General features: G+C 45.2%; 19 protein-coding genes. 7 read left to right on the top strand and 12 right to left on the bottom strand.

Annotated features, from left to right (window positions below; all coding sequences use genetic code 11):
• Nucleotides 1–46 precede the first annotated feature (46 nt).
• The gene (locus AZI86_RS05935) at nucleotides 47–1,297 is read left to right on the top strand and encodes a hypothetical protein (protein WP_061834148.1); all 1,251 of its coding nucleotides are present in this window, start codon (nucleotides 47–49) and stop codon (nucleotides 1,295–1,297) included.
• On the opposite strand, the gene AZI86_RS05930 is transcribed toward AZI86_RS05935, so the two are convergent.
• Nucleotides 1,294–2,394, bottom strand: a complete 1,101-nt coding sequence (locus tag AZI86_RS05930) for a M23 family metallopeptidase (RefSeq protein WP_061834147.1) — start codon at nucleotides 2,392–2,394, stop codon at nucleotides 1,294–1,296. The two genes, AZI86_RS05935 and AZI86_RS05930, sit on opposite strands and share 4 nt — an antisense overlap.
• Between AZI86_RS05930 and AZI86_RS05925 the strand changes: the two genes are divergently transcribed.
• Both AZI86_RS05925 and AZI86_RS19445 read left to right on the top strand, forming a co-directional pair.
• Complete coding sequence (locus AZI86_RS05925; RefSeq protein ID WP_061834146.1) at nucleotides 2,393–3,193, top strand: hypothetical protein; 801 nt, start codon at nucleotides 2,393–2,395, stop codon at nucleotides 3,191–3,193. The two genes, AZI86_RS05930 and AZI86_RS05925, sit on opposite strands and share 2 nt — an antisense overlap.
• 37 nt (nucleotides 3,194–3,230) lie before the next feature.
• Nucleotides 3,231–3,359: a hypothetical protein gene (locus AZI86_RS19445; protein ID WP_301335742.1), complete on the top strand. Its 129-nt coding sequence runs from the start codon at nucleotides 3,231–3,233 to the stop codon at nucleotides 3,357–3,359.
• Nucleotides 3,360–3,459: 100 nt separating this feature from the next.
• Here the strand turns inward: AZI86_RS19445 and AZI86_RS05920 are convergent, their stop codons facing one another.
• Together AZI86_RS05920 and cml are read right to left on the bottom strand one after the other, a co-directional pair.
• Complete coding sequence (locus AZI86_RS05920; RefSeq protein ID WP_061834145.1) at nucleotides 3,460–4,785, bottom strand: energy transducer TonB; 1,326 nt, start codon at nucleotides 4,783–4,785, stop codon at nucleotides 3,460–3,462.
• Between the two features lie 174 nt (nucleotides 4,786–4,959).
• Entirely contained in the window at nucleotides 4,960–6,144 is a 1,185-nt protein-coding gene (gene cml, locus AZI86_RS05915; RefSeq protein WP_061834144.1) for a CmlA/FloR family chloramphenicol efflux MFS transporter, read from the bottom strand.
• A 203-nt stretch (nucleotides 6,145–6,347) separates the two neighbouring features.
• On the opposite strand from cml, the gene AZI86_RS05910 reads away from it, so the two are divergent.
• Nucleotides 6,348–6,986, top strand: coding sequence for an alanine--tRNA ligase-related protein (locus AZI86_RS05910; protein WP_061834143.1), 639 nt, complete (start codon nucleotides 6,348–6,350; stop codon nucleotides 6,984–6,986).
• Between the two features lie 5 nt (nucleotides 6,987–6,991).
• On the opposite strand, the gene nagZ is transcribed toward AZI86_RS05910, so the two are convergent.
• Together nagZ and AZI86_RS05900 are read right to left on the bottom strand one after the other, a co-directional pair.
• On the bottom strand, nucleotides 6,992–8,104 hold the full coding sequence (gene nagZ, locus AZI86_RS05905; RefSeq protein ID WP_061834142.1) for a beta-N-acetylhexosaminidase: 1,113 nt from the start codon (nucleotides 8,102–8,104) through the stop codon (nucleotides 6,992–6,994).
• Entirely contained in the window at nucleotides 8,101–9,003 is a 903-nt protein-coding gene (locus AZI86_RS05900; RefSeq protein ID WP_061834141.1) for a hypothetical protein, read from the bottom strand. Before AZI86_RS05900 ends, nagZ begins: the two co-directional genes overlap by 4 nt.
• A gap of 121 nt (nucleotides 9,004–9,124) precedes the next feature.
• Between AZI86_RS05900 and AZI86_RS05895 the strand changes: the two genes are divergently transcribed.
• The 3 genes from AZI86_RS05895 (at nucleotide 9,125) to AZI86_RS05885 (ending at nucleotide 14,146) form a co-directional block, all read left to right on the top strand.
• Nucleotides 9,125–11,347, top strand: a complete 2,223-nt coding sequence (locus AZI86_RS05895) for a Tad domain-containing protein (protein ID WP_061834140.1) — start codon at nucleotides 9,125–9,127, stop codon at nucleotides 11,345–11,347.
• A 93-nt stretch (nucleotides 11,348–11,440) separates the two neighbouring features.
• The gene (locus tag AZI86_RS05890) at nucleotides 11,441–13,219 is read left to right on the top strand and encodes a hypothetical protein (protein WP_061834139.1); all 1,779 of its coding nucleotides are present in this window, start codon (nucleotides 11,441–11,443) and stop codon (nucleotides 13,217–13,219) included.
• A gap of 15 nt (nucleotides 13,220–13,234) precedes the next feature.
• Entirely contained in the window at nucleotides 13,235–14,146 is a 912-nt protein-coding gene (locus AZI86_RS05885) for a hypothetical protein (RefSeq protein WP_061834138.1), read from the top strand.
• Here the strand turns inward: AZI86_RS05885 and AZI86_RS05880 are convergent, their stop codons facing one another.
• The 7 genes from AZI86_RS05880 to AZI86_RS05850 all read right to left on the bottom strand — a co-directional run bounded on the left by AZI86_RS05880 (nucleotide 14,147) and on the right by AZI86_RS05850 (nucleotide 26,304).
• Complete coding sequence (locus AZI86_RS05880) at nucleotides 14,147–15,142, bottom strand: sugar phosphate nucleotidyltransferase (protein ID WP_061834137.1); 996 nt, start codon at nucleotides 15,140–15,142, stop codon at nucleotides 14,147–14,149.
• Nucleotides 15,139–16,158 carry an aminoglycoside phosphotransferase family protein gene (locus AZI86_RS05875; protein WP_061834136.1) on the bottom strand — a complete coding sequence of 340 codons (1,020 nt, stop codon included), beginning with the start codon at nucleotides 16,156–16,158 and terminating at the stop codon, nucleotides 15,139–15,141. Before AZI86_RS05875 ends, AZI86_RS05880 begins: the two co-directional genes overlap by 4 nt.
• A 38-nt stretch (nucleotides 16,159–16,196) precedes the next feature.
• Nucleotides 16,197–17,063: a hypothetical protein gene (locus tag AZI86_RS05870; protein ID WP_061834135.1), complete on the bottom strand. Its 867-nt coding sequence runs from the start codon at nucleotides 17,061–17,063 to the stop codon at nucleotides 16,197–16,199.
• A gap of 198 nt (nucleotides 17,064–17,261) precedes the next feature.
• Nucleotides 17,262–18,818: a sigma 54-interacting transcriptional regulator gene (locus AZI86_RS05865; RefSeq protein ID WP_061834134.1), complete on the bottom strand. Its 1,557-nt coding sequence runs from the start codon at nucleotides 18,816–18,818 to the stop codon at nucleotides 17,262–17,264.
• A gap of 130 nt (nucleotides 18,819–18,948) precedes the next feature.
• Complete coding sequence (locus AZI86_RS05860; RefSeq protein ID WP_061834133.1) at nucleotides 18,949–20,667, bottom strand: ABC transporter ATP-binding protein; 1,719 nt, start codon at nucleotides 20,665–20,667, stop codon at nucleotides 18,949–18,951.
• Nucleotide 20,668: 1 nt separating this feature from the next.
• Nucleotides 20,669–23,620 (bottom strand): excinuclease ABC subunit UvrA, encoded by a 2,952-nt coding sequence (gene uvrA, locus AZI86_RS05855; RefSeq protein WP_061834132.1) that lies wholly within the window; start codon nucleotides 23,618–23,620, stop codon nucleotides 20,669–20,671.
• On the bottom strand, nucleotides 23,617–26,304 hold the full coding sequence (locus tag AZI86_RS05850; RefSeq protein WP_061834131.1) for a penicillin-binding protein 1A: 2,688 nt from the start codon (nucleotides 26,302–26,304) through the stop codon (nucleotides 23,617–23,619). The genes uvrA and AZI86_RS05850 overlap by 4 nt, the downstream gene beginning before the upstream one ends.
• Nucleotides 26,305–26,328: the final 24 nt, after the last annotated feature.

Genomic DNA, 26,328 nt, shown 5'->3' with positions numbered 1-26,328 from the left:
ATGAGCCGAAAAGGTATATGGTACTGTAATGAATAGGGGAGATACCATGAAAGCACGTTTCCAAAAAACGACATGGCGGGCCGTCGGTGGCATTGCTGCCTCTTTCATTTTAGTAGTTTCTTTTCAGAACTGCGGTAAAGCCGGATTTGACTCGAACCTTGATGGAGAGCTGGATCTAGGTTCCGACGCGGCCCTGACTGCTAAATACGGCACTAGCACGGCAGAGCGTGTTTCTAAAATCCCTTTTGCCTATGAAGCGAGCTTGGACACCATCACTTATAACTCATGTGCGACAAAAAACATCGTGGGTAAAGATGGTTATTTTTCTATTAAAGCGGGTGCTTACAATACAGGTGGTATTAAACTAAAACAGGATTTTTTTGATTACGCCGATCAAAACTTCAGCCCGATTTATCCGGCGACCTCATTAAGCGATGAAAAATACAAAGAACTTTTGCAAGATTCACCAGCGAATTCGCGTGTAACGCCGAACATTTCAGTTCGGGCTAAAAGCAGCTTGACGGATATCTACTACAATCAAACCACCGGTGCTTTAACTCTATTTAAAGACATCATCCCAATGGTCGCGGAATTATCAAATCCATTGGTATCGGACTCGATCATCAATAAAGGTGTGACGGCGAATTATTTCAGATTTTCTCCAGAATTGCGGGTGATGGAAGGCGCATTGTCTTTCAATAACGATGAAAATCAAGCGGCCGATTTTCGCGGCAAGCTTTCTAATCAAGCCACTTTGGCTTTGACCTTCACTCCTCCCAATCAAGAAATTTATAAGGTCGCGGCGGCCAGCACGACGTATCCGGTAAAAACGGCTTACGGTAAAGGCTATAGCATGAACTTCTCATCCATGTCGGGTACCACGACAGGATCTTCGATCAACCGTGTGTTGTCAGGTGTAACGGAAACAGATCTTTCTAAACCGACAACGTCAGGAACGCCTTGGACTTGCAATCGTGTTTACAAGATCATCCGGGTTGAGGACTCAACGGCGGTGGGTACGAATGCTTATTGTCCACCGCATACAGCAGATGAAATAGAAAAGAGTGATCGCATTCGCTCAGAGCTTGCAATAGCTCGTCGTCATCTCCGCGCCGACCAATGGGAAATCAACGTCAATCGTATGTGTGCTGTTCCGAAAACAGGTGTTTCATGTTATGACGAATCGGCGGTTGTTGCCGGTCTGCCTACAGTTGAATATGAATTAGCCAGAGATTGCTATCCAGTAAAATCTAACGCCGCTCAATGCTTGCACTATATTTCGATTTGCACGCGCTAATTAACGGCGACGCGATCTTCTAACCATTGTTCCATTTGGGACGGATAAGATTTAATATACTTAACTGGGTCGACCATTCGGCCCTTTTTCTTTACCGCAAAATGCAAGTGCGGTCGGGTGCAATATCCTGTGCAACCCACTTCGCCAATTTTTTCGCCGGGATTTACGCGCAAGCCTTGGCGAATACGGCGATCAATACGGTTGAGATGATTGTATGAAGTTTCCATGCCGTTAGAGTGAAGCAAAACAATATAATTTCCCGCGGCGCGATTATGTCCATATCGAACCACCGTGCCTTGACGAGGCGCAAACACCGGATCACCTACCGGAAGTTCGAAATCAATTCCAAGATGGGGTTGCAGTCTTTTGGTGATGGGGTGCAAGCGGTTGGGTTTAAATCGGCTGGCCACTTTAATGTATTCAACGGGCGCATAAAACGGACGTTGCTCTAATAAATCTTTGGAAGAAAAAAAGATGCCGGCGTTATTTCTGCGGATGAATCTTTTGCGAACAAGCTCGCCGTCAAGCTCTAGGGAAGTCTCTAATACTTCACCGTATTTTATAAACTGACCTCCTTCTGAAAGGCGCTCAAAAGTCAGCGAAAATCGCGCGCCGCGGGCGACGTCACGGGAATGCTCCATATCAAAAACATAAGCATCCATAAAACGTGAAGCGATCCAATTGGATTTAATTTTGGCTAAAATACTTCCTAGCATGGAACCATAAATGCGACCGTCCGTGCGACTGATCTGAATAGAATAAGCCGGTTTGTAGGGGGATACGCTCGCCGTCGTGCCTTGACGTACCACGCGAAAGGCTTCGGAAGTTTGCGAATCATAAATACGAAGCTCGGCCCCATTTGGAATTTGTTTTACGAGGTATTTTGTATCTAAGGTCAGAAAAACTTGGCGCAAACCCTTGCTTGAAGCCAAAACCTGATCACGTTGCTTTTGGGAAAACCCGTGGCGCCGCAAAATAGAAATGACATTGTCGCCAATTTGAATGGGCTTTGCTGCAAAAGTGTTGGCCGCGGCCTCTACGCATTGATAGGATGTGAGTGCGAAAAATAGCATCACAAACTTGACGAGGTTCTTCATGAAAACATCCTTGTTTTTCTTAATTCATCTTATCGCCTTGAGTGCCTCGGCCCAAGTTTTTAATTCCTCAATCTCCTCTGCAACCGGAGGAACTGGACGTGCGGCGGTGGAAGCCGGTGATGCGGTTTTCTTGAACCCCAGTACACTCGTGCATTTGCGGGGATCGTTTTTGTATTCTTCGTTTGCGAAAGATGAGTTTGCCGTCACGTTAACTGACAATTCTCCCGCGAGCGTTTTGCCGGCTTCGTTAGGATTTTTGCAAAAAAAGTCAGAGGTCCCTCAAGGGGAGCTTGAGGAACAAGACATTGTTTTCGCTCTTTCTGACTTCGTGAAGGATAAGTGGTCGGTAGGAGTTACGGGGCATTACTACACACAAACAATTCCGGGAAACTCTTATCGCCAAATCAATGGGGATATCGGGATGATGTATACACCTAAAGCGCACATCGGCCTGGGGCTGGTGGCCTATAATGTTTTTGGAGAGAACAAGGACATCCCTGAGAACTTCCGGAAGAAATTTTCGGTCGGCGCGGGATTTAATTACATTTATGAGGCAAAGATCCGTTTTCGCGCCGATATCACATCAGAGTCGATTTTCATGGGCGGACTTGAGAGTTACTTGAATGATTTCTTTATTTTACGAGTCGGTTATTCCAGTGATACGGACGATCAAAGGGACCTGGGAACCCTGGGATTGGCCTTTAAAGGCCCTAAATTCGCTATAAACTACGCTTATCAGGGAAATCCACAAAACTCAGGAGATTACCGCCATTCGGTTGACTTGGAGATTCCGTTTTGATAATTAACTCGTTCCGTTAGAGACCCTCGGAGGAAAAATGGCTTCTAAAACGAAAAAAACTGAGTACATTCGCGAAAAGAAAAAAACTACTAGCGGTAAAAAACGTAAAGCCGCTCAACGTACTAAAGGTACGACTAAATCTGCTAAAGCTCTTTTCAAAGACTAATTAAGCTGATTTAGGGTTTTTACCCTTATTTCAAGAACTTAAAAGCCCGCGGAGATCATCCGTGGGCTTTTTTTTGTTCTTAGACTTTAATTTTTTAAACTTAGTTACTGCTAACAGCGCGTCTTAACAATCCGCCGTCTTCTTGAACCCCACCTTTAAGGTCCCAGCGGAACGGCAATTCGACCCAACCTTCTTGTCCTGGATAAAAGCGCCATTTTTTAAGGGCGGCCAGGGTTTTTCCGTCCAAATTTCTAAACCCCGTTGATTTCATCATTCGGAACTGTGTCGGAACGCCTTCTTTGCTGATGTATGCCGCAAAAGCGACTTCACCTTGATCCCCACGACGACGTTCTTCACGATCATATTGAGGACGTGGGTTGCCGGGCATTTGGCGAAGCTGATCTAGGCTTCTGATTCCAGTGGGGGCTCCGGCTAAAGCTGCACTTGCTTGGTTAGGATCACCATTATTGCCGGCCCCTTTTCCTTGATTTTGCCCTACACCTTGGCCAGCCAAGGCTTGCGCTTCAGCATCCGCCCGCGCTTTTCGAGCGGCCGCTTCTCTCGCAGCCGCTGCTTGGCGAGCTGCTTCACGTTGAGCAGCGGCATTTGCTTCGGCTTGTTCAGAAGCTAAAGCTGCTGCAACGGCATCAGCATTTTTTTGGCGAAGAGCTTCCTGAGCTGCATTTAAGCGTTCTTGTTCTTCTTCATTATCTTGCGCAAGGCCTTTTAAACTCTCATCTTGTTCTGAAGCTAAAGCCGCTGCCATGTGATCCATGTTGCGCTTTTCGTTTTCTAATTCGTCAGCATTTTTTTGATCTACTTTGGCAAAGTCATTATTTAGATCATCACCCAAATCATCAGACGCCACGGGAGTTTTAGCAAAATCACCTTTATCAAGTTCCGGCGCTTCGATGTCATCGATCGTCGCTGGAACAGCTTTGAAGTTTGTTTTTGGTGCCACGGATTTCGCGGCGGCTACGGGCTTAGCAGCAGCGGCTTTCGGAGCTTTAGCGGCGACCACTTTTTCCGGCAAAGCTTGCGCAGGGGGGACAACGACTTTCGCTGGCAGTTCTTTTGGAACTTCAGCAACAGTCGGAGCAACGATATCGTCGACGGAAATTTTTTCGGCTAACTTCGGCAGCTCTTCTGTGACCGGTGCTGATGATCCTTGAGTCGCGGGAACATCAAGGCCCTTGGAAACCATTGGTGGGTTAACGTCTTCGATTTCAATCGTGATAGTTTCAGGCTTAATTTCATTCACTAAAGGTGTAGCAAACAAAGCCACCACGATAAGGGCTGAAAGATGAGCCGCCGCAGAAAGTGTGACAAAGCGAGGAGCTTTTGAAGGCTCTTTTTCACGATGAGCCAGGGCCCATAGTTCATAGTCAGCAACGCTGGTACTGTAGTTCTTATCGTTATTGCCCATGGAAAACTCCTTCTGCTAGCAACAGCACAAACATCCAAATCTTGGGCCAAAAATTCAGTGATTTAGACGGATTATGTGCGATCTGAGGGGTTGCCTATTGTATTTAATTCAGGAGCGTTCCGACCATTGACGGCAGATTGAGGCGACCATTCGGCCGCCTCTAGCGTCTTCAAGCTACCTCGTCCCTTTTAAAAGTCCCAGCGAAACTGAAGCCATAAGGGCAGAAAATGCAGCCAAGGGCCAAATCGTGTCGCCGGGAAGAATCATAATAAAGAATGTTCCAACCGTTCCGACGATAAGGCTCTGGATCGAATAATAAAGAGCGGTGGCGGAACCGGCAACATGAGCAAAGCGTTCAAGCGCGCCATTTGCAGTGACCGAGACGGTGAGCACGATACCAAAGGCGATCAACGACATTGATGCCAGGACCGTCCAGAGATTCTGCCCGACAGTCATCTCGATCAAAGCAAGAATTATTGCTCCTAGAATTAGAACTCCCAATCCGCGCTTAAAACAGCCTTGTATTTTCCATCTGTTGATGAAGTTTTTTGCGCCACGAGCTGAGATGACCATCACCAGGGCCACACTGGCAAACGCGAAGCTAAATTCCGTCTGACTCAATCCTTGTCGTTCAATCAGAATCCTTGGAGCGGTAGAGAAGAAAACAAAAAAGCTTCCCATCGCCGCGCTGAAGCCAACGGTGTAAGTCCAAAAATGTTGATGAGACAGTATCTCTTTAAATGAGACACGCTTCTGCACAGAAGGAGTGAGGAGAGTTTCCGGCCACCGCAAGAAAGCATGAAGACTTGCGGCGAAAGACGCGACTCCCAAAAAAATAAAAATCCCACGCCAACTAAATTGATTTGCGATCAGGGCGCCAGCAATCGGGCCCAGTGCCGGAACAAAGGCGAGCATGGAACTAAACAGACTGTAAATAAGCGCCGATTCCGGCCGTCCTCCGTAAACATCGCGAACAGTGGCAAACGTCGCCACTAACATCGCAGACGCGCCAAGCCCTTGAAGCACGCGCAAGGCTATGAACAAGTTTGCTGAAGAAAGAACGCTTATTAAAAGCGAGGAGCCCGCAAACAGAAATGCACCAAATAGCAAAACAGGGCGCCTGCCGACTTGATCAGACATGGGTCCGAAGGCAAGTTGACCTAAACCGAGAACTATCAGGTAAAGACTCAATGTCAGTTGAATCGCTTGGGGCGACGTCTGTAGTATCTTTGGCATTTCTGAAATTACGGGTAAATAAATGTCCATGGCCAGCGATGCTAGCAGGTCAAAAGGAGCCATTAGAATAAGTGAGGCTGTAAGCGAATAGCTCCAACCACGATTTTGATTGTGAATAGGCATGAGTAAAGATCTCCGCTAATGGAAGTTTACATTTAGCGGCTGCCATTAGATTCTGGCGGTGCCGCAACAACTAATAAAGATATTTGTTGCGGCTTAATAGTCTGCTGATGGTGAATCACTCATAGGAAGAATATAAACCGCCTTAAAACTTATTTCCATTTGTTTCTTGATTGGCCATGGCCTGCCCGCACTATACTCTATGTATGACTGTAAAAGAGTTTTGGATGGATCCATATAAAACAGAATCGGTGGCACATGTGACTTCAGTCGATGGTGCGGATATTCAGTTAGACCGAACTATTTTTTTTGCATTTTCTGGCGGTCAAGAAAGTGATTCGGGAACTATCGCTGGCTTTGAAGTGTTAAAGGCGGAAAAGCGTAACAAAGATATTGTCTACACACTTAAACCCGAACACTCTTTAAAGATCGGGGATAAGGTCACCGTCAAGATAAATTGGGAGCGTCGTCATCGTCTAATGCGACTTCATTTTGCGGCGGAACTTGTTCTTGAGCTTATTTGCCAAAAATTTCCGGATACCGAAAAAGTGGGCGCCCATATCGCGCAGGATAAAGCTAGAATTGACTTTCAGTGGCCCGAGAATATTTCAAAAATTCTTCCGGACATTCAAGCAGCTGCGCAAAAGATTATTGATTCATCTCAACCTATCATTAGCGATTTTAGTGACCAAGAATCCGAAAGGCGATTCTGGAAGATTGAAGAGTTCTCGCAAGTGCCCTGTGGAGGAACTCATCTGGCGAATACCAAAGAGATAGGGAAAATTAAGCTTAAACGCGTCAATCCCGGTAAAGGCAAAGAACGCGTTGAAATTTTTGTGGATTGAAATCTCTATTCCGGCAAAAGTCCTTCAGGAATTTGCCCGTGAGAAATCGCCGAAGCCATTTTTAGGTGCTCCGCATTTCCTACAATTTGCAAGACCTCTGACATCGGTAGTGGATCTGGATTTCCGAGTTTTTGTTTTTTCAAATCCATGATGCGGTTGAAAGAAACCTTCAAATTTTCTTCCCTCAGGGATCCTTGAGCCGTGGCGCCGATAACGGCTTCTAGGGCCTGTGGTGGAACTTCAGGGTCATTGCAGTAAAGAAGCATATCAACACCGGCTTGCAAAGCGCGCACGGGGACTTCGTCGATGCCATAATGTTTAGTCATGGCCTTCATTCCTAAGTCATCTGTGACGATGAGGCCGCGATAACGCAACTCTTCACGGATCATTTTAGTGACGAAGATTTCTGATAAGGTCACCGGCCAATCAGGATCGATCGTCGGAAACTTAATATGCGAAGTCATGATCATATCAACACGTGCTTTGATCGTGCGACGGAAGGGAATAAGTTCGACTTCTTCAAGTCTTGCCATATCGGAATTTTCAACTGGCAAGTCTTCATGGCTATCAATCAAGGTGTTGCCGTGGCCTGGGAAATGTTTAGCGCAAGTGACGATGCCTGATTTGATGTATCCACGAACCAGGGCCGAAGCATGTTTTGCTACGATTTCGGGATCTGAACTTAATGAACGATCACCGATGACCTTATTTTCTGGATTCGTGAATACATCCACGCAAGGGGCAAAATCTAAATTAATCCCCACGGCCTTTAATTCTTGGCCCATGCGATTTGCAAAATGAAAAGAAACTGTGGGCGCATCAAGGTCGCCAAGTTTTTTAGCCGGTGGCCAAACAGTGAAAGGGGCCTTTAGGCGATGAACCCGGCCACCTTCCATATCGATACCAATAAATAATGGAACCTTGTCAGCTTGACGATGACGGAGTGATTGAATTTCTGCACACAAGTCATGAACTTGTTTTGGATCTGCCACGTTGCGACCAAAAAGACAGATGCCACCAATATTGTTTTCAACAATAAATTTCTTTTCATCAGTCGTCAGAGCGTGACCTGAGATGCCAATAAAAAAATGCTGCCCGATAACGTGCTTGATACTCATCGGCCTTTTCCTTTGCTCGGTTCTTCGGATTGTCCTGGTTGAGCTTTGATCTGAATATTTTGTCCAGGGGTTCCTTGCGGCACTCCAAGTTGTTTTGTTGCCGGGGCTGCTTGTGCTTCAGCGTCGTTGAGCTTTTTGGCTCTAAAAATAACATTGGCTTCGCCTGCCGGTGTGGCTCCAAATAAAGTCTTTAAAAGGTTTGCACTTACAGACTGATTTGCGGTGGCGTCGCCCGCTTTGCCAACAAGTTCTGTGGAAATAGCTTGGCCTAAGGCATTTGTTCCTAAGACTTCGCCACGCTCGTTCACGTAACTTAAGAATTTGCTGTCTTTATACGTGTTTAAGATTTTAAAAACCTTAAATCCGTTAAACATTTCTTCTTTACCAACAAGGGCTTGGCCTTTGTAGATGCCGCCGTCTTCTTCGGCGATAGCCTGATATTCATAGTTTGTTTCTGATTTCAGGCCGTCTTTACTTTTTAGCATTAGGTAAACTAAGAACGTGGAAAGGAAAGTTCCCTTAGGAACTTTTTTTTCAATGCGCGAAGTTTTTCCATTGGTGGTAACGATCGCACTTAAATTTCCGTTTTTAAACTTTGCATCAATAGTTTTGGTATCTTTACCCGTCAGCGATGTGTACTCGTAAGAGATCGGTGCCAATTCAGAGTCAGCATAAGCCTTTAGGCTTTCGGTCAACTCACCCGCACCCTTGCCGGTTTTAAGAAAGTACGTGGAAACAAATTGCTTCTTTTTGGAATCAAACTCATAACGGCTGATCACATATCCGATATGATCTTCCCCGGAAAGGATTTTGGAATAGCCTTCAAAAAGAACATCGGCCAGCGAGATCGAAGGCAATGCTATAAGGACGATAAGGATCAATAATTTAAATCGGACCATTGTCGAGTTTCCCTTCGGAATCAGATACTAAAGTCTGTCATCTCATTCCAGAACAAGTCAAAGTTTTCGAGGTCGAGTTATTGCTTCAAAGCACATCCTACGAGAGAATAATAAAACGCTGATGTTGAACAAAAAAAGCACCTTTCTTCAGAATGTTAACAATAAAAAAGGCCAGATGGCTCTTTTTGTCGCGTTGATATTTCAAATTCTATTTTTGTTCTTTGCGATGGTGATCAACGTCGGATTGTTAGTACATCACAAGATCAACTTGCAAAATTCCGTGGATCTTGCGGCCTATTACGGCGCGATGAAGCAAGCAGAAAATATGAACGCCATTGCTCACGTGAATTATCAAATTCGTCAAAGCTGGAAATTATTAGCTTGGCGTTATCGAATGATTGGAAGCGCGGGGGAGTGGGACAATCATCCATTTAACAAACAAACCAAGCAGATCGATAACAGTCGCGGTGGGGACGCGGAAGGTTACTCCAGCAATGCAGACTTCAAAAAGATGCAAGACGCTCCTGCTTTTTGTATCACCTATATTCCATTTAAGCCGATGCCCCCCGGTGAAAATACTTGTAAGCAAATGGCAACGTACAGCGGAGTTCAACTCTTTAAAACACCTCCCGTTATCGCCGCCCATCAGGCTTTTTCAAAAGTCATTCAGAATGCCACCAAGGTGATGTTGAATAACGCCCTTCAACGTTGTCGAGACTTTGGGGCCTATAATTACATCATGCTTTCAAAATTCATGGTCACATTTAACTTAGACCAAAGAGATCGCATGAATTTCATTGCGGGCCTTTCGCGAGCCTCAAGCCTAGCGCCGGATGATTTTTACGACATCGATGGGCAAAAAGTGAGTACCGGAATTAAAAATACACTGCTGAACAACCTGACCTCTGCAAACCGCAGTTCTTTGGGTGAATCAGACGTTAAAATTTTTAACTCTCTGGGTGCTGATGGATGTAACTCTCAAGGTGCCGCGGATGGACAGCCGGCAAAGTGGCTTAATCCGGTTCGCATTTATCCGGGATTTAGTTATATCGACACTATCTGCCGAGGTGAAACGGGAAGCTCTGGCGCATCCATCACCCCCGTGGGACGAGAACTCGACGGGAATCCGGCGAACTTTCCTCATCACATGAATGATTTAGATAGCGATGTTCAGCGTGATATCCGAACGTTATCTCAATATATCGGCTATCGGGGAAATCTTAATGACAACTACAATTTCTCTATGGGTGTTGAAAAGAATCCGTGGTGCATGGGGTATGTTGGTGTTTCGGCCGAAGCCATGCCGAAAATTCCATTTTCTCCATTTGGTGGCGTAAAATTAAAAGCCCGCGCATTTTATAAGCCTTTCGGTGGTCGCATTGGCCCTTGGTATCAAGAACGTTGGTCCCCGGGAAGTGAACGGTCTAATGCTGGTGATAAAGTGGATCCATTACTTCCTCCACGTGTGACGGATTTGTCAGCCTTGGGTAATATGAATGATGCGGAAAATAAGGCGACCCGTGCGGCAAACTTTAGCCGATTCGTTGGCGATAAGTTTGGATTAAAAACACTTCGTATGCTCGCTCACTATGGAAAAGCCATTTATCAGCTGGATTCCAAGTGGCAGACGGATACCATGGATAGTGGGATAAAAGATGACATGTATCAAGGCGATGATTCGCCGAACTTCGCTCATTGGGATGACTTGCCATTTAATTTTGGTGAGGGGTCGGGCGATGTTTTGGCTTGGGATGTGAAACGAGATACACCATCGATGATGCGTCGTTTGGAAATTGCGGGGATAGCGCCGGATAATTTCGATATGACTTATTATTCTATAGATCCGGATTATTATCACAACTATTACCTGCGTATTAGGGATGGATACTTAAAAGGACCGGGCAAGGATCTTAATGCTCCATTTAGACCTGATATCGGTTATCACAAGGGATTTAAATCTGGACAGAATGATTTAGAAAGATACACGATCCGCGATCAGATGAAGGTATTAAAAGAAGGTGATTTGAATCTTCCGATCGAAGATAAATTTACTTTCACCGTGACGGATTGGGCGAATCTTTTAACCTCGTGGGCGCCAAAGAGTTTGATGGATTATTCGTTGGATACGGAAAACTTTGGTAAATGCAAAGCCGAACCATTAGGCGCTAAAGACAACAATCCCAAACCCCCAAATCCAGGTAATTGCGTGGTCGGTGGATCGACAGGCTATTCGGTAAAAATGGTGTCTTCACAGTACTTGCGCTCACAAGAATTAGTCTTAGGCGGCGAAGCTGCGGGGGCCGGTCCACTGAAGAATCCTCCGCCTAGTGATGACGATTTCTAATCAGTTCATTCTTAGTGTCTCATTTTGAAACGACCCATAATTCTCTTTAGAAAAACAGACCTTTGTCCGAAAAGAAGACTGTAGGGGAATCTTATGAATTTATTTATGAGATCAGTTAGCATTCTTGCGAGTGCCGCGTTTTTATCGCTGGCGCCGGTTTCTTTTGCCTTAGCTTCGACTCAAGATGCGGCAAATGATAACACGGCAGGGGTTACACTCACGGTAGATCCTAATCTTCCAATACCTAACGAAAATTGCGACGCATATTTTTCGTGTAAACAGAATTCAAGCACTTCATCAAGATGTAAATTGCCGAACGGACTTTCTAAGTGCGAGAAAAAGGGAAAAGATGGATCGGACCCACAGCCCACGAATTCGGGACAAGGGACTGGCGGAAACCCAGACCAAAACCAGAACTCAAATGAAGAACAACCACAGCAGGCTTCTAGCGGATCTAGCTCCGCAAATTGTAACGACACATCTTCAGATCCAGAAAATACCCAAGCGAAGAATAAAGGAACCTTAAAAAATAAAGGTGCCGATGTCGGTGTAGCAGATAAACCTGGAGTTGGTAAAAAATCTGCATGCCAGCAAATCAACGGAAGCTTTGATCAGCGAGCTCGTCAGGCTTATCAGCAAGGCGAAGTCGGAAAAAAAGGTCTTTCGGGAACAAACTTTCCTGCGCTTGAAAAAGACTTGCAAGAATATGCAAAAAATCGTGAAGCTTGCCTAACAAATCAGGCAGGAGCTGCCAATCAATGTCTTGAGGGCTTAAGCCCGAATACGGATCAAGCAGCCGCAGGCGTGAATAATGTTCTTGGTCAGGTGGGACAAAATGCTTCCGACACTTGCGGTAAGTTTTCTAAAGCTATGGATCTGGCTAAGGCCGGTCTTGCAGCTTTTAATGGGCAGTGTGGTGCAGCTAAAGGAGGCTGTTCATCAAGCTGCTCTAAAGCGACCTCGGGTCTTGCGGCGCTTAAGAAAAAAGCGCAAGCGGCTATGAGCTCTGCAAATTGTTCTCAAGCTGTAACTCCTGAACAGCAAGCAGCTTGTCCGGCTCTGTTGGAGGCTTACAAGTCAGCTTTGCAAGAAGGTATTCAAGCGGCTGAACAAGAAATGGATTCTAAAGATCCAGAAGCTGTAGCGGGAAAACAGTCACTTTGTGACAAAAAATACACCGCAAACATTGGTTCGGCCTTGCAAGGTATCATGTCGATGCTTGCAGGAATGAAACAAGGTAGCAAATGCGAAGAAGAAACTGATGGTACAGCTGAACAGCTGGGAACACTGGCAGACAAATGTATGCAGCCAGAAAATGCTTCTTTGCCCGAGTGTATCTGTAAAGCAAATCCAAGAACCGTGGGCTGTTCGGCGGCTTATCAAAGTATGAGCGCTAACGGCAAAAACGAATTGGGCGGCGGTATTAACGATAAAGCGAACGTGGATCCGTCAGGCAATTCAGGAACACTCGATAACAACGGCCTTGGTGGCATGGAACAAGCGGCTCGTTCACCAAGTGGTGACGGCGGTGCTGGCGCCCCCATGGGTGGCGGTGGAGCAGGAATCGGAAGCAGTACTGTCGGTAATGGCAATGGTGCGGGCGGTGGCGAGGGTGCCGGTGGCAAAGGTTTAAATACAAATATCCTTGGCGGAGCAGGCGGCGGCGGAGCCGGCGGTGGCGCGTGGGGAGCCGGGGGAGCGGGCGATAAGTATCGTCAGTATCTTCCAGGTGGAGCTAAAGATCCGGCAAAAGCCTTAGCGGGTCAGCAGTCTTGGAAAAATGAAGTCACGGGCCAGGGTGGTAAATCCAACTGGGAAAAAGTCAAAGACCGTTACCGTGATAATAAAAGCACTCTTTTGAATCAAAACTAACCGGAGGCAAAAAGTATGAAAACGAAAACGATAAAATACGTTTGTGCTCTTAGCCTCCTCATGGCTCCCAATGCCGTTTTGGCCACGGGTACAGAGACGACTGCCGGAACTATTTCGGTGAAGGATTCTTCTGATAAAACTAGCAGCCAAAACAGTGCAGGACAGATGATGTCCTATCTAACAGGGGCAAAACTATTTGGTGAAAGTGCGGCGCACTTTGCTAAATGCCCTAAAAATGGATCGCAGTGTGCGCTTGGAGCTTTGAAGGCAATGATGGGTGCGCTGTCGATGATGCAAGGTGGGGCGCATGGTGGAACAGCCGCCGGAGCAAATTATTCCTCTGGGTTGACGGATGGTTCCGCGGGTTTTACTCCAGCATATAATGATCCGTATGCAGAACAAACGGCGGCGGCTTATCAACAAGCTAAAGATGCTTTAGCGAAACTTGAAAAAGGCGTTGCGGGTTCTAAGATCGACGTTAAAAAGGGAACCCTAACGACTTATGATGGTAAGACTTATGATCTTAAAAATGGCGGAACTCCAGAGGGTATGGCGGCCGCGGGATTCCCACCAGGAGCAATTTCTGGAGCGATGGAATACGGCGCGAAAATTTCTAAAGAGATGCAAGATAAAGTAGATAAATTAAAACTCGGCGCAATGACCGCTTCAGGTGGTTATGATGAAGGTGGCGGCGGTGGTCGCGGTTATGCTTCTTCATCAGATTCCTCTGATGGATCAGGTGGCGGTGGTTCTGGGGTTAAGTTAGAGCGTGATCCGGCAAACTTAGCGGGCATGCAAAAAAACTATAATGGCGAACCTATCGGCGTCGCTGCAGACAGCATCTTTTTAATGATGAATCGTCGTTATAAAGTTAAAGAAAGCCAAGATTCTTTTTACTCTGATGCTGATATCGCTTTAAAAAAATAGTTATAAGAACAGAGTATCGTGAGCTTCAGTTCCCGACGGAACGGAAGCTCCGTGGCCGACAACGACGTTCTTAAGTTTACTTCCACGCTCAATTTTTGATCCGGCACTCATCACAATCATACCTTCCAATTTCGACTCCGTCGGCTTATGTGCCTTGCGCGAAATGATTTGTTGCGACGACCCAAGGTTCTGTACTTCAACTCCCTCCGGAGCAAAGCGTTCTATGGTTGAAAGCAAAGCGAGCTTTTGAAATGATTCTTGCATGGAATTTAGATAGCTAAAACACTGTGCCGAGGCTTCAAAAAAATCAGGGGGGTTTCCAGTTTCAAACCAGCTGCATTGAATCGGAATGACCTGAACGCGCTCTCCCTGTTCAATTCCTTTAGCCACAGCATCGTACAAAATATTCGAAGCGCCTTGTGGAGGAATCAGAGAGAAAATCTCCTCGGAAAGAATTTGTACACCGATAAAATGCCAAGCGCGTTGGGATCCCGAAATTGGAGATTTACCAAATCCTAAGACCTGACCCTCTGTTGTGCACCACACGCCACCAAACTTCGTGCCGATGCCTGGATAATCCATCACTAGCAAAGTCGCTAAGGCCTTATTCTTTTTATGAGCTTCAATAGCTTGATCTAAAAAATCAGCTCGTTCTGGTAAGATCACCTCATCAGAATTCATCATGATAAAGTCGCCGCCACCGCGGAAGTGTTTTTGGGCGTTTCTTAATCCGCCCCCATTTCCTAGGATTTCTCCCTTTTCATCAGAAAAGTGAAGTTCTTTGGCGCCATGAGGAAGGCTGTGGAAAAGTTCGTGGATTTTCTGGGGCAGATGAAAAGTATTAACTACAAGCTTGTTAATACTATGACCTTTTATAAAATTTAAAGAGTGTGCTGCTAACGGCACCGTCAAAAAAGGAATCGCTGGCTTTGGCGTTGTCAAAGTATAGGGTCGCAAGCGGGTCCCTTCGCCGGCTGCTAACAGCATTACATTCATAATGATTCGTACTTTCTTTCTAACGCGCCAGAGTCGATAAGGACATCGGCAAATACTTTGTACTCGGGAAACTCGTTAATGGCCTTCAGCACTCGACGAAGTGTTCCAGGAAGGTATTTAAGATAGCGGCGATCTTCGCGCTGGTGAAAGAAACTGGCAAAACTGCCGCAAGCTTTAAAGCATCGTTGTATAGATTGAAGTTCATAAATATGATCAAAATGTTCGCGTGAAAAATCCTTCGGCAAGTATTCTTTCGAACGTTCAAGATAGTAATCAATTAAACTTTTAGCCATGACGTCGCTCATGTCGACGTAAGAGTCGCGCATTAAGCTGACAAGGTCATATTGAATAGGGCCTAGACGCGCATCTTGGAAGTCGATGACGTTCATTTGATCTAATTTTATCATCAGATTGCGCGAGTGATAATCGCGATGAGCAATGCGTTTAGGTTCTTTGTGCAATCGTGTGCAGATATCTAAAAAGATGTCGGATATTTCTTTATTTAGATTTTCGCTGAAGTTAAATTTCAAAACGCCGGAAAGCAGATTGTCTTTTCCGTAGTTCATTTCCCAAAGAAATTTTTCGGTATCAAACTGAATTTTAAAAGCGGTGCATTCAGATTTATCTAAAGTCGCCGGATGATGGATCTTTACGATCTCATCCACGGCCAGTTGGTAAAACTCCATGGCAGCATCTTGATTTTGGCTTTCCCAGAATTTTCTTTCTAAGGTTAGATCGCCCAGGTCTTCAAGTAACACCAACCCTTCATCAGGGGACATGGCGATCACTTTTGGAACGTGGACGCCGTTTTTAGCAAAATGATTCAGGACGCTTAAAAAAGGATAGTTGTCAGGAACAAACGGATCCCAGCGCATCAAGACCCACGAGCTGTGATCTAAAACGACGCGGTAATAACGGCGATTCGAAGCGTCCCCCGCCAAAGAAAGTACTTTGTAAGAGTCCGATTGTAACGAGCGACTTAAAAATGGAATTAAAAATTCATCATGAGTGACCATACCAAAAATTCTACAGACACTCAGATGATTTTCAAGGCCTAAGCGTCAAGCGGGGAGTCTTTCATGAAAAAGAGCTCTAGGACTTCTTTCAGACCTTGGGTCGTCAAAGGAGCTTTATCCACTTCGAAGCAATTGACAGAGATTTCGTCATTTAGCTTAGATGAAATTGAGTCTGCAAGCATATCCAAGCTTAAATCTGTGCTGGTGATAATCAGGGGCTCATCCGCAAAATGCTCTTCGGCGATATAGTCCAAAATAAGCTCTTGTTCGGGCTCATTGAGGTCTTCAATCTTTTCGATAAAGATTGTCATCGCCCCCATTTTCGCAATGTCTTGGGATGAATGAAGTTGATTTTTGATGTCGTTAAAAGGAACAAATGCCCAGCGGCTCGTCAGCTCGTGTAAAAGTAAGGCGACTTTTTTATTAGTCGTTGGCGACATTCCTTGAAGATGAATAAGGTGAGAAACGAGTTCCATTTCTGGACCTTCGTTCAGGACCTCGGGATTTTCAGCGATGATGTCGTCAATTGAAGGAAGCTGATCCTCGCCAAACAAACGCACATTATCTAGTTCGATTTGTGCTTTATTAAGCTCTACCAAGTTCGCTTCTTTTTGATCAAGGTACCATTTGTACATCGCAGGCTCTAAAACCATGCGTACTAGCTGGGTGATCCCTTGGCGACCTTTTTCGCTTAAGTCATCAGCCGAAGGAACGACGGCAGTTCCTAATATGGCTCCATTCACTTTGATCGGAATATGAAGATCACGGCCGCGCGTGAAGCTTTCTTTTTCCAAAGCAACTCCCGTCAAATCCATCAACTGACGGATTTGAAGACCCTTCCCATAACGTTCGGCGATCATCTGCCGAAGTCGATTCACAAATGTGCTATCAAGTGTTGTCTGCATTAAGCACTCACCCCTTAAAATACGTTCTGTCTAACGGGTAATACAAGTTAAGTGCCAAGATTGGTCACAGCGGGGCGGCTCAATGATTTCAATAGCTTAGAATGCAAAAAGGGCTTTGAGTTTATTCCTCAAAGCCCTCTAAGTTTCGATCAATTAAGTAAATTCTTCCCGGGACCAAAGCCCTGGGTTATCAGCTACTTACCTAGCTAGCTTGCGCTTATCAAGACCGTATTTTTCAACTTTCATGATAAGACCGGCACGGCTTATACCCAATTCTTTAGCAAGCTTGGATTTGTTCCAACCTGTGCGACGAAGACCTTCGCGAATCATTTCGCGTTCTAGATCCTCCAGGGCGTCTTTCAACTTACCTTGTAAACGGGAACCTTGAACCTTGTTCTTTTCGCCCGCTTCCAAAACTTTTGGTGAAAGAAGTTCCGCCATAAGCTTCGTTTCGTCGCCAGACAAAACGCACAATCTTTCGATTTCATTTTGCAATTCACGCACGTTACCTGGCCATGGATAGTCATAAAGCTTTTCCAAAGCGCGTTTCGTGATCTGACGTTTAGGTCCACCTTGTTGGTCGTGGATTTTGTTCAAAAAGAAATCCACTAGGAATGGAATGTCTTCTTTTCTTTCACGTAAAGGTGGAACGCGGATGTTGATAACGTTTAGGCGATAGTACAAGTCCTCACGGAATGTACCTTGCTCAACCATTTCCTTAAGATTGCGATTTGTTGCCGCCACGATGCGAACATCAACTTTTCTTGATTCAGTCGCACCTACCGGCATGAAAGTACCTTCTTGCAACACGCGAAGAAGCTTTACTTGCATTTGTGGTGAAGTGTCCCCAATTTCATCTAGGAAGAATGTTCCTTTGTCGGCCATTTCAAAAAGACCTTTTTTATCTTTAAGCGCGCCGGTGAACGATCCTTTTACGTGACCGAATAACTCAGACTCTAAAAGGTTGTCATTGAATGCAGAGCAGTTTTGGATAATAAAAGGCTTATCTTTACGGTGAGAGTTATAGTGAATTGATTTTGCGATCAACTCTTTACCCGTACCGTTTTCCCCTTGTACTAGAACCGTAGAATCGGCACCTTTGATTTTATCCAAAAGGGCATACAAAGATTGCATTGGTTTAGATTTACCAATCATATTGTCATAACGGAAACGGTTCCCAAGCTCTTTGTTAAGTTCTTTAATACGATCTTCACGAGAAGTGATCTCTAAATGAAGAGTTACGATTTCTTGGGCAACAAGTTCACAAATCTCGCAGAAGTGAGTGCGTTCTTGGTCATCCAAGAATTTCAATTTACCCAAAGATTTTTCGATCACTTCGCCGGATAAACCGAACGCCGCTAAGCGCTCGCGGATTTCGCTCATTCTTGCAGTGAAGTTTGCTTCGCGGAAAAAACCCATTGCGACTACCGTACCTACACAGTCATTGTCGATCATGATAGGGAATACACCCACGTCAAAACCAACGATGTCCCATTTGCGTAACGAGAAACGATTTTGCGAAGTACGTAAATCGTCTAAAGATTTAGTTACAAGCTCAGCAATGCTTTGCTGGCCAGCTTCTTTTTTTACTAAAGCAGTGACGGCGGGGTTGTTGAAAACAACTTTTTCAGAATCATAGCCGCGCAATACACCACGCTCATCAGTGAATACGACGTCGATGTTCCACCATGCGCCAAGAATCTGTTTGAGTTTATTAATGACATGTATATGTTCAAACTCATCCCAATTGATCATCTTTTAGTCCTTTCAAAGTAACGAAAAAAAGTGTCAATTCTTTTATCGTCAAGAAAGTAGACGAACTTAATGGGACTGTCTAAAAAACTTGCAGGTTGGGACCATGGTCTGGTCCGCATGTCTCATAATGTTACGTGTGTTGCAGAGAGTGAAAACGGAAATATTCATTCTTATTAGCTAGTAAATCCTGATGACTGCCGACTTCGACAATTTCACCCTGGCGAAGCACTACAATTTTATCGGCTTTTTGAATGGTCGACAGACGATGGGCGATCACCAGGGCGGTGCGACCCTCCATCAGGTGATCTAAGCCCTTCTGAACTTCGATTTCACTCGCGGTATCTAGGGCACTCGTGGCTTCATCTAGGATTAATAACGGGGCATCTTTAAACATTGCACGCGCAATGCTGATACGCTGTTTTTCACCACCTGAAAGCAGATTTCCACGATCCCCAACACGGCTTTGATAACCATGAGGCATTTTCATGATGAAGTCGTTGGCGTTGGCAAGCTTCGCCATAGATATGACATCTTTTACGTCGCGCGAATAATCACCAGCCCAGATGTTCTTTTCAATAGTGTCACTGAAAAGAAATACGTCCTGAGTCACTAGCGCGACATTACGGCGAAGATCTTTTAGGTTCAGATCTTGAATGTTAATATCATCAATCAGAATTTCGCCGGAAGTCGCATCAAAGAAACGCTCTAAAAGATTTACGATTGTGGATTTGCCACTGCCGCTGGCCCCCACTAAAGCCACGACTTCACCGCGATTGATCTCTAGGTTGACGTTTTTTAAGATCATCTCCTTACCGTAAGTAAAGCTGACGTTGCGATAGACGATCTTTTTCCAATCACTTGGGAAAGGTTTGTTATCAGGTTTTTCAGGAACCTCAGACGGGTCATCAATGATAGAAAAAATTCGCTGTACTGAGATGATGACTTCCTGGATGCGAACATACGCCTCTTGAAAGCGTTTGATAGGCTGGTTCAACATCAAAAGGGAAGTGATAAACCCAATAAATGTTCCCGGGGTTGCGCGGCCGGCGGCGACTTCGTAACTAGTGTAAAGTAAAACGCAAAGAACAATAGCTGTGGCAATAAATTCTGTCGCTGGCCCCGCGGCTTCTTGACGTTTATAGACCGTTTTACGAATAGATAAATATTTATCAGAGTCTTTGATAAGACGATCCGCCATATCTTTTTCAAGATTAAAGGACTGGATGATGCGAACGCCGTCTAAGCTCTCTTTGATGGTGGAGGTCATGTATTCCATGGCATCGCGTTCTTGCGGGATATACTTACGCATGCTGCGAGAAACCGATTTCAAGATTCCACCAATGACCGGAATCATGACAAAAGTGGCCAGTGTGAGTTTCCAATCGATGTAAAACAAATTTCCCAAAAGAAAAACAAAAAGCAAAGGGTGCAGGAACACATCGGCAACAACGCGTAAACCATCTTGAATCACACGCATGTCATTTAAGATACGGCTGATCAAACCACCAGAGCCCGCAGCATAAGTATTATGAAAGCTTAAATTTAAGCGCATAAACTTTTGCTGTAGCTTTTGGCGAATGCTTTGCACGACACATTCAGCGATGTAGTTCATAAGGTAAATATGAAAATAACGACTGATACCTGTCAAAAAAGCTAAACCCAAGGCGATAGGAACCAGGCGGATGATTTCGTCGTGCTTATTTGCCGACAAAGAATCAAAAAGAGATTTGGTCATCAGCGCAATACGCGCGGATGCGACAGCGTAAATAACCCCGGTGATAGCGATGATGATGATCGACTTTTTGTAGGGTTTTAATTCTGCCGTAAGCTTCTTAATTTCAACTAACATTCTACTTCCGTTTTTCCGAGTCGCTTTGGCCACTTACGTAGCGCTTTAGATATTGGCCGGTGAGGCTTTTTTTAACAGCCATAATATCTTCTGGAGAACCTTGGGCGACTATATTTCCGCCTTTGTGACCCGCTTCAGGTCCCAGGTCAATCACATAATCAGAACCCCGGATAACATCCAAATTGTGTTCTACGACGACAACACTGCCTCCGGATTCGATCAGCTTGTGAAGGACTTTCATAAGCAGATCCACCTCTCTAAAGTGTAAACCCGTGGTGGGTTCATCCAGGATGTATAAGGTGGCTTTCTGTTGGACCTGAGCCAGTTCTTTAGCTATTTTTAGGCGCTGAGATTCGCCACCGCTTAAAGAGGTGGCGGGTTGGCCGAGCTGGACATAGTCCAAACCCACTTCCTTAAGAACGCTGAGCGGCTTACGGATGTTGGGGTGCGCCACGAAAAAGTTCATGGCGTCATTCACGGTCATGGAAAGAATTTCCGAAATATTTTTGCCTTTGTATTGAACTTCCAAGATCTCGGGACGATATTTTTTGCTATCGCAGACGTCACAAGGGATAACGACATTATCCATGAACATCATGTCGATTTCTTCGTATCCTGTTCCTTTACAAGCAGGGCAACGCCCCCCATCCACATTCAAACTGAAAGTGCCAGGAGTGTAACCGCGGGATTGGGCTTCTGGCGTGCTTGCCATAATGGTACGGATGGCATCAAAGGCTTTAAGGTAAGTGACCGGTGAACTGCGCGCTGATTTTCCGATCGGTGATTGGTCAATCAAAAGCACATTTTTAATATTATCATGTCCTTCAAGGCCCGCGTATTCCTGTGCTGGTAGGTATTCTATATCCAAAGCGCGTGCTAAAGCCGGATACAAAGTTTTTGTTACTAAGGTCGATTTTCCCGAACCGCTGACGCCGGTCACAGACACCAGGCGATTGAGCGGAATAGTCACATCAAGATTTTTTAGATTATGACCCTTAGCACCCGTAAGCTCGATTTTGACTTTATAACTTTTAATGTCTACCGGGCGAATTGTGCGTGGATTTTTTAAAGCCGCATCGGGTTTTAAAAAAGGTGCGGTGATAGATTTCGGGTCATTATAAAAATCTTTCGTGGCGCCAGAATAGACGACCTCTCCACCAAGATAGCCTGATCCCGGCCCCATCTCGATAATATTTTCGCTGGACTTAATGACGTCGTGATCGTGTTCCACGATGACAAGCGTGTTTCCTAGTTCCTTCAGATCTTTTAAAATTGAAATCAAACGATCATTATCGCGGGGATGAAGTCCGACAGTGGGTTCATCTAGAACATACAAAGCTTGAGATAAACCCATACCCAACTGGTTTGCTAAGATCAAACGTTGGTATTCTCCACCTGAAAGGGTGCGGGTTTCACGACCTAATGAAAGATAATGAACCCCTACGCGCATAAGGAAGTTTAAACGTGAACGAACCTGTTTTAGAACTTCGCCCGCGACTTCCTCTTGATGAGCGGTCAGCTCTAATTTCAAAAAGAAATTATTCAGCTCTTCAATCGTCATATTAGAAAGATGCGTGATATTCGCGCCCGCTACAAAAACGTGATTAGCTTCTGAACGCAAGCGCGAGCCATGACATTCCGGGCATTGAAATGGACTACGAAAGCGCGAAATAAAAACGCGCACATGCATTTTATATTTAATTTGATCTAGATATTCAAAAAGTCCCTTAACCCCGAAAAAATCTTTATTCCCATTCCAGATCACCTCGCGATGTTCTTTAGGCAGATCTTTCCATGGAGTGTGTACGTCGATCTTCGCTTTTTTACAGTAACTAAGAAGTTGCTTTTTTTCATGAGCGGCGCTGGGCATCCAGAAAGGGGTGAGCGCCCCTTGAGCCAAGCTTAAGTTTGGATTTGGAATCACCTTTTCCTCATCCACGGTTAAAATATTTCCAAAGCCTTTGCACGTAGGACAAGCTCCAATCGGAGAATTAAAACTGAAAAGACGCGAAGTTAGTGGTGGGGGAGTGTAGCCGCAAATTGGGCAAGAGGCTTCTTCGCTGACTTGCAGGCGCTCACCTTCTGTTGTTAATACGGTCGCTTTTCTGGAAACAAAGTGCGTATTGTACTTAACGCTCGCCTCGTAAGCTTGAGTCATCGAATCGGCAATACGTCCACGTTCATCTTCGTTAAAGCTCATGCGATCAATAACAAGATAGAATGTCTCTTTGGGAAGCCCTTTTTTAATGGCCGCCGGATCACCAATTTCAACCACGGTGCCCATTTCTTCACGAGTTAATCGCGTGGCGGCAATAGGGGCTACTTCAACCACCGGCTCTTGAGTTTTCTTAGAACTTTTTTTACCAGCTGTTTTTTTGGTAGCTGCCTTAACCGGAGCCTCGGTGACCTTGGGAATATAAATTCTTAAATAGCCATCTTGAAGTAAAAGTGAGTGCAATTTCTTTGCTTGGGCCACGCGGCCTGTTTCGTTGATTTCAACTAAAACGTATCCACGTTTCCCGGCAAAGCTTTTGATCACTTTATCCGTAGCCTCGGTGACACTTTCTTTTTCTGTCGGGCAGTGATGAGTAGGGCAATAAGACTTTCCGACTTTTTCAAAAAGCAGGCGCAGATAATCAATGATTTCCGTTGTCGTACCTACGGTAGAGCGAGAGCTTTTTACCGTGTTTTTTTGTTCAATTGAAATCGCAGGCGGAATGTTGCTGATACCTTCGATATCTGGCTTAGGCGCTTTATTCAGAAATTGTCGTGCATAGTTCGACATGCTCTCAATAAAACGTCTTTGGCCTTCAGCAAACAGAGTTTCAAAGGCCAAAGAAGATTTTCCTGAACCACTGGGACCGCAAATCACGGTCATGGAGCCGACGGGAATTTTAACCTCAATATCTTTAAGGTTATTCTGTTTTACGCCCCAGAGGTGAATGTCTTTCATTCGTTGAGATCCTGTTTGTAGAAGTCAGTCGCTTCTTCAGCTTTGTTGGCAGAAACACTTGGCTCGGTTCCTTCAACAAAAGCTTGGCGAAGAATCTTCTTCGTCGAAGCGGAGGCCAGTTTTCCGGTCTCGCTGTCGATATTAGCAAAAACGATCCCATCCGGCACCGGGAAAGTCATTTGCGGAAGACCTTCGTGAGCCACTTTCATGTAATCCACCCAAATAGGTAACGCCGCACGTCCACCGACCTCACCTTTACCAATGGACTTTTCTTTGTCAAAGCCCACCCAAACACCAGTTGCTACTTGCGGTGTGTAACCAATAAACCACGCGTCATAATAGTTATTAGTAGAACCTGTTTTTCCCGCGACTTCTCGACCAAGAGCTCGAGCGCGGCCTCCAGTTCCATTAGGATCTTCAACGACACCTTTTAAAAGTGTCGTCATCACATAGGCGGTTGTTGGTTTAATCAATTGATCGGGATCTTTGAAGTAAATGCTTTCGTTTAATTTCGCCGTTTTTGGTTCTTTTGTTTTCCACTCTTCGTACTTTGCTGGATCAGCGGCAAGCTCTAAATAGTCCTTACGCTTTTGTTCAAAGTCATTGTCGATAGCAGAAATTTCTTTTTCGAAGCGTTTGTCTAAGCTCACGGTTTGTAAAAGAACTTGTCCGTTGGCATCGGTCACTTTGTGTACCAATTGCGGGGCAATTCTCTTTCCCAGGCGACCGAATTCAGCAAATGCTTTGGTCATCTCGTACAAAGTGACCGAGCTTGAACCAAGAACCAAGGTAAAGTCAGGATTCAGGGGGCTGTAAATACCTAAACGCTTCGCATACTCCATGGCGTAGGGAACGCCTAAGTCTTCGATGATTTTTACGCTCGGAATATTAAGGGATTTAACTAAAGCATTGCGGAAAAGAATATCTCCACCAAAACTTTTTGAGTGATTTGATGGTTTCCAAACTTTTGGATCACCCTGTCCTTCTTCATCACCCGCACTTCCCCCCTCTTCATAAACAATCGGGGCATCCATGATGGGTGTGGCTGGAGTGTATCCACGATCTAAAGCCGCGGCGTACACCAATGCTTTGAACGAAGAACCTGTTTGGCGAGGGGCTTGGATTGCGCGGTTAAATTCACTTTTTGCAAAGCTAGATCCGCCGACCATGGCAAGAATATCTTGTGTCTGTTGATCAAATGAAATCAACGCGCCCTCAACTTGCGGCTCTTGATCCAGTTCCAATGCGAGGCACTGATCAAAATCCGGAAGAATCGTGTTCGGTGTATTGGGCTTCTTTTTCGCCGTCAGATTTGCAAGGCGAGAAGAAGAAAATTTATCCGCGGCCACCTTAACTAAGATCACATCCCCTTTTTTTAGGGCAAGTGAGGGCTTTTTAATTGTCGCCAGGTCATAACGAATTTCGGCATCGGGTTTACGTGCCCAGGTCATGGTGTCTATATCGATAAGACCTTTAGATTCTGGCAACTGAACATAGACTAAGCCATTGGCGTCATCGACATCTTCCACGACACCTTGAACTGTGTCGTTGATTTTAATGTACGGGGGCAGTAACGGGTGATCTTTTTTATCCTTATCACTTTTGATCGGAACGATGTCGGCGAATTTTCCATCCGGCATGATGATGCGTTCAGGAGTGAAGTCTAAAATCATCTTCTTCTGATTTTCGGTCAAAAAATCGGTGATCGCTTGAGCATCTGAAAGATTTTTGAGCGGACCACGATAGCCCTGACGTTTATCTAAAGCTTTTAAGCCCGCAAGGACAGAGTCTTGGGCGGCTCGTTGCTTCTCAAGATCAAGCCCTGTGTGAATACGAAGACCTTTATCTAAAACCATATCTTCGCCTAAAGCGCTCACCAAAAGCTGACGAATGGTTTCTAGGTAAAACGGAGCGAACTCTTCATAGTTTTCGCGAACATAAACTTTAACGGGTTCTTTGATCGCTGCTTCGGCTTCTTGTTTGGTAATGTAACCGACGTCAGCCATCCGACGAAGAGTGTAAGCTTGACGTTCTTTTGCCCGCAGTGGGTTTCGCACGGGACTATAGCGGCTTGGGGCTTGCGGAAGCCCGGCTAAGATTGCCATTTCGGCGATCCGCAAATTTTTTGCGGGCTTACGGAAATATGTTTGGGCTGCTTGTTCAACTCCATAAGCACTTTGCCCGAAATAGATTTGATTTAGGTAAAGATACAAGATGTCTTCTTTGCTTAAATTTCTTTCCATCTCCATCGCCAGCAAAATATCTGACAACTTACGCGTCAAAGTTTTTTCATCGGTTAACAGTAAAGTCTTGGCCACCTGTTGGGTGATCGTAGATCCCCCTTGAACGGAACGACCTGCACGAAGATTGGCTAGGGCCGCACGAAAGATGGCTTGGGGATTGATCCCCTTATGTTGGAAAAACTGATCGTCTTCCGCCGCTAAGAAGGCATTGACCAGATTTTTTGGAATATCTTTGTATTCCAAAAGTGTGCGACGTTCGCGGTAAAATTCGCCGATGGTTTTACCATTGCGATCAAAGACTTCACTCACTAAAAGTGGTTTGTAGTCTTGCACTGTGATAATTTGCGGAAGAGATGATTGAATTGATTTCACAATCAAAACGACAGCGACGATACCCAATAAGCCGAGGGCCACAATAGCGAGAATGATTTTTTTAAGCACGAAAAAGGGCTCCTTTAAAGAGCC

Origin of the sequence: Bdellovibrio bacteriovorus, assembly GCF_001592735.1 — a bacterium.
GTDB classification, from domain to species: Bacteria; Bdellovibrionota; Bdellovibrionia; order Bdellovibrionales; family Bdellovibrionaceae; genus Bdellovibrio; species Bdellovibrio bacteriovorus_D.
The sequence above is the reverse complement of the archived record's forward strand: the minus strand, read 5'-3'. Positions and strand labels throughout refer to the sequence as shown.